The organism is Bacteroides mediterraneensis (assembly GCF_016900355.1).
In the GTDB taxonomy this organism is placed as follows: domain Bacteria; phylum Bacteroidota; class Bacteroidia; order Bacteroidales; family Bacteroidaceae; genus Phocaeicola.
Genome location: NZ_JACJKA010000098.1, coordinates 1 through 273, shown reverse-complemented (window position 1 = coordinate 273; position 273 = coordinate 1). Strand labels below are relative to the sequence as shown.

The 273-nt window shown below is 50.5% G+C and carries 1 rRNA gene; it reads left to right on the top strand.

The features are described 5' to 3' along the window. Positions 1-273, top strand: a 23S ribosomal RNA gene (locus tag H6A28_RS15010); the annotation flags it as partial.

The following is a 273-nucleotide window of genomic DNA, read 5'->3' as shown; positions in this document are numbered from 1 at the left end:
CTCGGAGGCGATGAAGGACGTGATAAGCTGCGATAAGCTGCGGGGAGGTGCAAATAACCCTTGATCCGCGGATTTCCGAATGGGACAACCCGTTATCTTGAAGAGATAACATCCATCTTATGATGGAGGCTAACGCAGGGAACTGAAACATCTTAGTACCTGCAGGAAAAGAAAATAACAATGATTCCCCCAGTAGTGGCGAGCGAACGGGGAAAAGCCCAAACCTCAGATGTTACGGCATCTGGGGGGTTGTAGGACCGCGACATCGCAAGA